Source organism: Thiocapsa marina 5811 (assembly GCF_000223985.1).
Lineage (GTDB): Bacteria > Pseudomonadota > Gammaproteobacteria > Chromatiales > Chromatiaceae > Thiocapsa > Thiocapsa marina.
The window spans coordinates 256,383-263,112 of record NZ_AFWV01000010.1 but is presented as its reverse complement, the minus strand read 5'-3'; the positions used below and the strand labels follow the sequence as shown (position 1 = coordinate 263,112).

6 protein-coding genes are annotated in these 6,730 nt (G+C 62.8%); 2 read left to right on the top strand and 4 right to left on the bottom strand.

Annotated features, from left to right (window positions below; translation table 11 throughout):
- Positions 1-496 precede the first annotated feature (496 nt).
- Complete coding sequence (locus THIMADRAFT_RS28410; protein ID WP_007194124.1) at positions 497-1,384, top strand: leucine-rich repeat protein; 888 nt, start codon at positions 497-499, stop codon at positions 1,382-1,384.
- A 336-nt stretch (positions 1,385-1,720) separates the two neighbouring features.
- Positions 1,721-2,281: an ATP-binding protein gene (locus THIMADRAFT_RS16030; RefSeq protein WP_007194123.1), complete on the top strand. Its 561-nt coding sequence runs from the start codon at positions 1,721-1,723 to the stop codon at positions 2,279-2,281.
- Here the strand turns inward: THIMADRAFT_RS16030 and THIMADRAFT_RS16025 are convergent.
- The 4 genes from THIMADRAFT_RS16025 to THIMADRAFT_RS16010 form a co-directional block, all read right to left on the bottom strand.
- Entirely contained in the window at positions 2,278-3,762 is a 1,485-nt protein-coding gene (locus tag THIMADRAFT_RS16025) for a nucleotidyltransferase family protein (protein ID WP_007194122.1), read from the bottom strand. The two genes, THIMADRAFT_RS16030 and THIMADRAFT_RS16025, sit on opposite strands and share 4 nt — an antisense overlap.
- A 308-nt stretch (positions 3,763-4,070) precedes the next feature.
- A complete protein-coding gene (locus THIMADRAFT_RS16020; protein ID WP_007194121.1) occupies positions 4,071-4,814 on the bottom strand; it encodes a sugar transferase in 744 nt (247 codons plus the stop codon).
- Positions 4,811-6,139: a WecB/TagA/CpsF family glycosyltransferase gene (locus THIMADRAFT_RS16015; protein ID WP_007194120.1), complete on the bottom strand. Its 1,329-nt coding sequence runs from the start codon at positions 6,137-6,139 to the stop codon at positions 4,811-4,813. The genes THIMADRAFT_RS16020 and THIMADRAFT_RS16015 overlap by 4 nt, the downstream gene beginning before the upstream one ends.
- Positions 6,136-6,720: a serine O-acetyltransferase gene (locus THIMADRAFT_RS16010; protein ID WP_007194119.1), complete on the bottom strand. Its 585-nt coding sequence runs from the start codon at positions 6,718-6,720 to the stop codon at positions 6,136-6,138. Before THIMADRAFT_RS16010 ends, THIMADRAFT_RS16015 begins: the two co-directional genes overlap by 4 nt.
- Between the last annotated feature and the right edge of the window lie 10 nt (positions 6,721-6,730).

Here is a 6,730-nt window from a genome sequence, read left to right as displayed (position 1 = left end):
TGATGCGAGTCATTCGCATTAATCCGGTTTAATTCCACGAATCCGCATCGAATGCGGCTCGATTGAATACGCTGGCCCCGGCCCGCCATTCAGGGCGAGGTGCCGGGGCGGGAAAAAACGGGGTTTTCGGTCGAGCACTAAATATTAAATTCTAAACCGCGTCACTCCAAAGGTCGTAAAGATCCTCGAGCCCGATACTACATAGAAATGACGCACATCGCTCTGGACGCGGTTTAGATGCCTTCGAGTGCAGCGGCCGGCACCGTGAAAACAAAGGTGCTTGCATCGGCGAATGGGTCAACGCCCCGGGATCTCAACGCGGCCCAAATTTTGCCTTTCTTTGTGTCTGTAAAGATGGAGCATAACCGGGGATCAGGCGTCCCTAGATCTCGGTTTGAGTGGATGTCCAAGATCGGCCGCCGTTCTGAGCCTGTCTCAGTCTACGGCCACAAGGTCGCCGGAATCCGCCTGCTATTAGAACAGGAGCAGTTCACAGATGCACCACGATACTTTTCATCCGCAGCAAGGATTTAGCCTAATCGAGTTGATGGTCACCGTTGCTGCGATCGGTATCCTCGCGACGATCGCCGTTCCAGCCTATCAAGACTATACGATTCGCTCGAAAGTCGGCGAAGCACTGGGTATGGGGTCGGCTGCGAAGGTGGCTGTCGCCACCAACGCCGCAGTCGGCCAGATTGAAGACATCAGCCAGGCTACAAGTGGGTATGACGCTCTGTCCGACCCCGGTCAGTACGTGGCTGCGATCGAGATCGAGGACGGAGGTGTCATCGTGATGAGGACGCGCAATACAGGGGCGGCGGTCGATCCGGTGCTGGCATTAGTGCCGACCATGGCGGGCAGCGCAATCGCTTGGGACTGTGAAATCCGCCAAGGGCTTCCACGGCACGTGCCCAGTAATTGCCGTAATGGCACTTATATAATTTCATCTAACGATGGCCTTGGCTTTCGCGCCGGTTATGAGAATAGTGTATTAAGCGGATCTTATTCTGGAGCCAGCAAGAATGTGATGATTCCGGTCTCATTGGACGGAAAAAAGATCACTGAAATTTATCAAGATGTCTTTAATGGAAAAGGCTTAACGTCGTTTTCGTTCCAAAACGGAAGCGCAGTCGAGCGGATCCATGCTCGGGCTTTTCAAAACAATCAATTAACGGAAATAGTGTTGCCTGAGACGCTGAAAAGGATCGACTGGGGTGCCTTCAGTGGAAATAAGATCACGTCCGTGACTATTCCGGGCGATGTGACGATGGAAGGAAGCGCGATTAATGGAAGTAATGCATTTAGAGACGCTTACACAGCAGAAAACGGAGGCGCAGGTACGTATCTGTTGATTGATGGACGCTGGGTCAAACAAGGGGGATAGTTGTTGAGTTTTGTTAAGCGCATGCCGAGCCCGGACGGACTCGCTCGTAGGATCGGCCACCCAAAACATTCGTTGCTCGTGACATCCGCTCCGCGGTGTCACGGGCGAGACACGACGAAGGAGGTGACGCCCGGAGAGCCGGCACTGGTCGACACGAGCCTGACGAGATTCTGAAACTTCGAGCAGGGCATATCTGGATGTCGCGTCATCGACAGTGACCGCCACCTGATTTGTTGCCGACACGAAGGGCGATCCCGAGTGCGCAATGACCGAGACGCATCATGCTGAAACCGTTACACTCGCCGTCTATGTTGGCTCGTTGAACAGGACATTTGCATGAAGAGCGGGCATCGCGACGAGAAGGGTAAGGTGGGTGCATCGACGGCTGCGAGCCTGCCCGAGTCGATCGAGTTGCCGTCGATCGAGGCGCGGCGCGATGATCCCGGGTCGAAAGGTGCCGAGACCTGGCTCTTCGACAGCGATCTCGAAGCGGTTCATGAGGCGGCGGCACGGGTTCGGGAATATTGCACCGACGTGGGTTTCGGCGATATCGAGATCGCGCGTATCGAGCTCTGTGTCTACGAGGCGTTCGTCAATGCCGTCGAGCATGCCTACGGCAATCGCACCGGGCATGAGGTTCGCCTGCTGGTGGACGTGGATGCGGCACGCCTGCGTGTGCGGGTCTGTCAACGCGGCGTGCCGCTCGATGCCGCGCTGATCGCGCGGACGCCGACCGGGTTCGACGATCTGCCGAACGGACTGGACGCGCTCGATTGCGAGTCGCGCGGCCGCGGCATCCGGATCATCAAGGCCATCATGTCGAGCTGCAGCGTCGAGGCGGACGGCGACTACGCCTGTCTGTCGATGACCACACCGCGGCCCGAGATACCGTCTTAGTCGAAAGGCGTGGTCCGCGGCGCCGGGAGCCAGCTGCTCGGTCGCAGGATGGCGAGCAGTCCTTGGAGCAGGTAGACGACATCACGCCCGGCGCGTCTCTGACGGGCATAGAAGACGTCGCTCATGAGTTTTTCCTCCAACGGGGCATCGGCCGGCACCTCGAGCTGGGTCGGGCCGATCAACCCCGCCGGGGCCTGCTCGCGGGTTTGCTCCCAATCCTCCTGGAGTCGGTCCGAGACCTCGGGGGAGAGCGGCGTCACCCCTACAAGTCTGAGGTCGCCCGAGATCACGGAGAGCAGGCGCGGGAGCCCGCGCAGAATCGGTACGCGCGTGTTCCACTCCCGAGCAACGAAGTCGCGACGCCTGATCTGACCCAGTGCATCGACCTCGCGTTTGTTCCCGCGCAGCAAGACCGTCTCGAGCCATCCGCGCTCGCGATTCGGCAGTGCGGCCAACGCAGCGATCGGCCACAGCGGGAGCGACAGGATCAAGCCCAGGGTTCCGAGCACGCGGTGGACGGGGTCGGCGATCCCGCCGCTCAGCGTGGCCTGCTCGAGATCGGCTAAGAGACAGGCATCCGTCACCTGAAGGACGGCACCCGAGTCCACCCGAATCATGGTGTTGGCACTGACGATCGCATTGGTGATCTCCACCAGCTCGCCGACATAGGTGTGCGGCAGGATGACGCTGGAGTTGATGGTCGCGCGCCGGTCAACGATGACATCGTCGCTGATCACGACCTCGCCCGTCAGCTCGGCATCGGGTGCGATCCGACAGCGGGCACCGACCAGGCAGACGCCTTGTTTCAGCGAGCGCGGCGAGACGCGCGATCCGCGCCCCAGGGTCAAGCCCAACGCGGCTTGTCGTCCGGGCAGGATGAGACCGGGCAAGCGTTTCGCGACCGCATCCAGGTTGACCCGGTGATACTCGGCGAGACTCTGCACGGTGCGCACCTGCTCCGCCGCGACGGGGATCCAGGCGGTTTGCGGGGCGGCCCCCTCCCGACCGGTCGGTGGCCAGGCCAAGGGGGTCAGGTCGAGCGAACCGGCGCGATGGATCCCGCAGGCCGCGGATACGCCGTCGGCATCGGCCCAGACGCAATCGCCGGGAGTCGTTTCGGCTGCGGAGATCCAGGCGGCGACATCGAAGCCGTGGATCAGGTCCCCGCGCAGCGCGACGAGAGGTCCATCGATGCGCGTGCCGAGTCGCTCGACCACTGCGGTCGGATCCTCTTCGCCGCGAGTCAGGGTGTAGGTCAGGCGCAGGCCCCAGCGTGTTCCGTCGCCGATGCCCCGCTGAATCTCGTCGGCAAAGGGCGAGACCACGACCAGAATCCGGCGGATACCCGCCTTGGCAAGCGACTCCAAGGCGTGCTCGATCATCGGCTTGCCGGCGACCGGCAAGAGCGCGATGCTGGTGCGGTCGGTCAACGGTGCGAGCTCGGCGCCGAGACGGTCGGCAAAGAGGATGGCCTGGTCCATATCGATCACCCAAGAGAAAGAATTCGAGAGGCTCTGAAAGGCGTCCGCTGCGACGATCGTCGACCTTGTCGACGTCGTGCCGGCGCGAGACGGGTACGTGTCATGTCCGAGACTGTATTAAACCGCGCCCGACGCGATATGCGTCGTATGTTGGATTGGATTGGTCGCGCCGGCTCCGACAATTTTCGGAGCCGGCGCGATTTAAAATATTAAAAAATCTATCATTTTAAAGCGCGTCTCCGCTAAGGGCCGTGCATGCACCAAACGTCGAACTCACTCGAAAGTCAGCATCTCGCTCTGGACGCGGTTTAGTAGGCACCCCGCCCGAACAACACGGCAGGCACCGTCTGCCAGAGAAGTTTCAGGTCGGTCAGCAGCGACTGGGACTCGATATAGCGGACATCCAGCTCGACCTGCTCGGGGAAGGGGATATCGGATCGCCCCGAGACCTGCCAAATGCAGGTGATGCCGGGCGTGACCTCCAGGCGCCGCCGATCGGAGAGCGAATATTCGTCGACCTCCGCCGGGACCGGCGGTCGCGGGCCGACCAGCGACATGTCCCCCTTGATCACGTTCCACAACTGCGGCAGCTCGTCGATCGATGCCTTGCGGATGAACCGGCCGATGCGGGTAATGCGCGGGTCGCGCTGCATCTTGAAGGTGACCCCGCCGGACATCTCGTTCTCGGCCAGCAGCTCGACCTTGCGCGCCTCCGCGTCCATGTACATGGAGCGGAACTTGTACATGGTGAAGATCTGACCCCAGCGCCCGACGCGTGTCTGCTTAAAAAGCGCAGGCCCTGGTGATTCGAGCCGGATTGCCAGCACCAGCAGTCCGAAGATCGGCAACAGCAGGATGAACAAGGGGCCTGCGAGCATGATATCCAGTGCGCGCTTGAGCAGATAGGCCGAGCGTACGACCGCCACCCACGCGAACCGCTTCGCGCCGATGCGCAGTCGAATCAGCCAGGCCGACTGACCCGCGCGGCTGTAGCGGCGCAGCAGCAGCTCTTCCATCGAGGTTTGGCTCGGTCGTTCGTCGCTGCTCGTCATGATGTCTCCCCGCCTCGCGCCTGTCGCCAGACGCGGTAAAGGAACAAGGGGTTGCCGATTACATAGCGTCGCCACATTCGGCCCGGCTCCTGAATCAGCCGCCAGGTCCATTCGAGCCCGATCTCGCGCATCCACACCGGCGCCCGGGAGATGCGGCCCGAGTAGAAGTCGAAGAGACCGCCGACACCCATGCGCACCGGCGGCCTCAAGCGCGCATGGTTGCGCGCGAGCCACGTCTCCTGACGCGGCACCCCGAAGGCGACCAGCAGGATCGCGGCGCCCGAGGCGTTGATCCTGTCGATGACGGCGTCCTCCTCGGCCGGGTCGAAATAGCCGTCTTGAACACCGTCGATGCGCAGACCCGGAAACTGTGCCTGCATGTTGGCCGCGACCGCTTCGGCGATCCCCGGGCGCGCGCCGAGCAGGAACAGCCCGAGCCCGGTTCGAGCGGCCCGCTCGCACAGCTGCGGGAAGAGGTCGGTGCCGTTGACGTTGGCTTGCAGGGCGACCCCGAGCATCCGACAGCCGATATGGATTCCGATCCCGTCGGGCAGCACGCGCGCGGCACCCAGAAGGATCCGGCGGTACTCGGCATCGATATAGGCGATGTTGAGGCAATCCGGGTTGACGAAGGCCAGCAACGCGGGATCCCCGCCGACGGCATGAGCCGCGATCCAGTCCACCGCCTCGGGCATGGTGGTGTTGACGATCGGGACACCGAAGAACTCGAGGATGGGCGGCGTAGGTGCCTCGCCTCCGCCGAGAACCTCTCCGATCAAGGAGCGCACCACTAGGCCGGCATCGCCTCGCGCGCTCTGCCCGTAGGCATAATCACGGTCGATCTGTGCCTCCGGCGCATAGGCCACGCCGGTGCGACTTTTGAGTCGATAGGGCGAGAAGACACCGGGTCTGACCGTGAAGCGCACGGCCGCATCGACATCGACCTGCGCCGTCTCGCGCGCGCTTAAGGGACGTGGTCCGGCGACGGCCAAGTCCCCGCGCAAGATATTGAGCAGCACCGCGAGACCGCGCCCCGGCGCCGGGCCGGCGAAGTAAAGCCGCTCGAAGGGTGCGCGGAAGCGACCGACCAAAGGCTCGCGATCGAAGATCCGCCCCGTGCTTGCCTGGGCCACCGCGCCGCGCAACAACAGCAACGGAGCGAGAATCGCCATGAGCACCAGCGCGAGCATCAGGTCGAGTACCCGCGAGAGGACAACCCCGAGGACGGTGAGCGGCGGCAAGAGACTCCGCAGCCAGAGTGCGCGCCACGGTCGCTGCCGGCGGCCGAGCGGACCGGGGATTTCCAGGTCGGACTTGCGTTTCATGATGCAGACGCCCCGACATCGGCGTGTGAGTCGTTTCCGGACGAGATCGCCGCACCGGCCGCGGCGTGGGTCGATGTCGCCTTGCCTCTGGAAATGATCCGGGCCGGAACCCCGACCGCGAGACAGCCGTCGGGGACGTCATGAATCACCACGGCGTTGGCCCCGATGGCGACATCGTTGCCGATGCGGATCGGGCCGAGCACCTTGGCGCCGGCCCCGATGTCGACCCGGTCGCCGATCACCGGTGCCCCGCGCACCCCGCGATGACGCAGGCCGACCGTCACCCCGTTGCGCACCACGCAATCGTCACCGAAGACGGCATCCCCGCTGATGATGAGGCCGCCGAAATGCTCGATCAGGAAGCGCCGGCCGAGCCGCACCTCGCAGGGCAGGTCGATCCCGGTCATGATCTGCGAGAGCACCTTGAGGAGCTTGTAGAGGAACGAGAACGGCCAGCGCAGAACGCGGTTCTCGATCCCGTAGCGCCAACGCCCGAAGCGATAGACGAGCATCACCCAGAGCCCTTGGCGCGCCCAGTCGCGTTCGTACGTGTGCCAGTCTTCACGGATGTTGTCGAACATGGCGTGCTCC

Coding starts and splice junctions, on each gene's coding strand:
- THIMADRAFT_RS28410 (WP_007194124.1), top strand. CDS start 497: ATGCACCACGATACTTTTCATCCGCAGCAAGGATTTAGCCTAATCGAG.
- THIMADRAFT_RS16030 (WP_007194123.1), top strand. CDS start 1,721: ATGAAGAGCGGGCATCGCGACGAGAAGGGTAAGGTGGGTGCATCGACG.
- THIMADRAFT_RS16025 (WP_007194122.1), bottom strand. CDS start 3,762: ATGGACCAGGCCATCCTCTTTGCCGACCGTCTCGGCGCCGAGCTCGCA.
- THIMADRAFT_RS16020 (WP_007194121.1), bottom strand. CDS start 4,814: ATGACGAGCAGCGACGAACGACCGAGCCAAACCTCGATGGAAGAGCTG.
- THIMADRAFT_RS16015 (WP_007194120.1), bottom strand. CDS start 6,139: ATGAAACGCAAGTCCGACCTGGAAATCCCCGGTCCGCTCGGCCGCCGG.
- THIMADRAFT_RS16010 (WP_007194119.1), bottom strand. CDS start 6,720: ATGTTCGACAACATCCGTGAAGACTGGCACACGTACGAACGCGACTGG.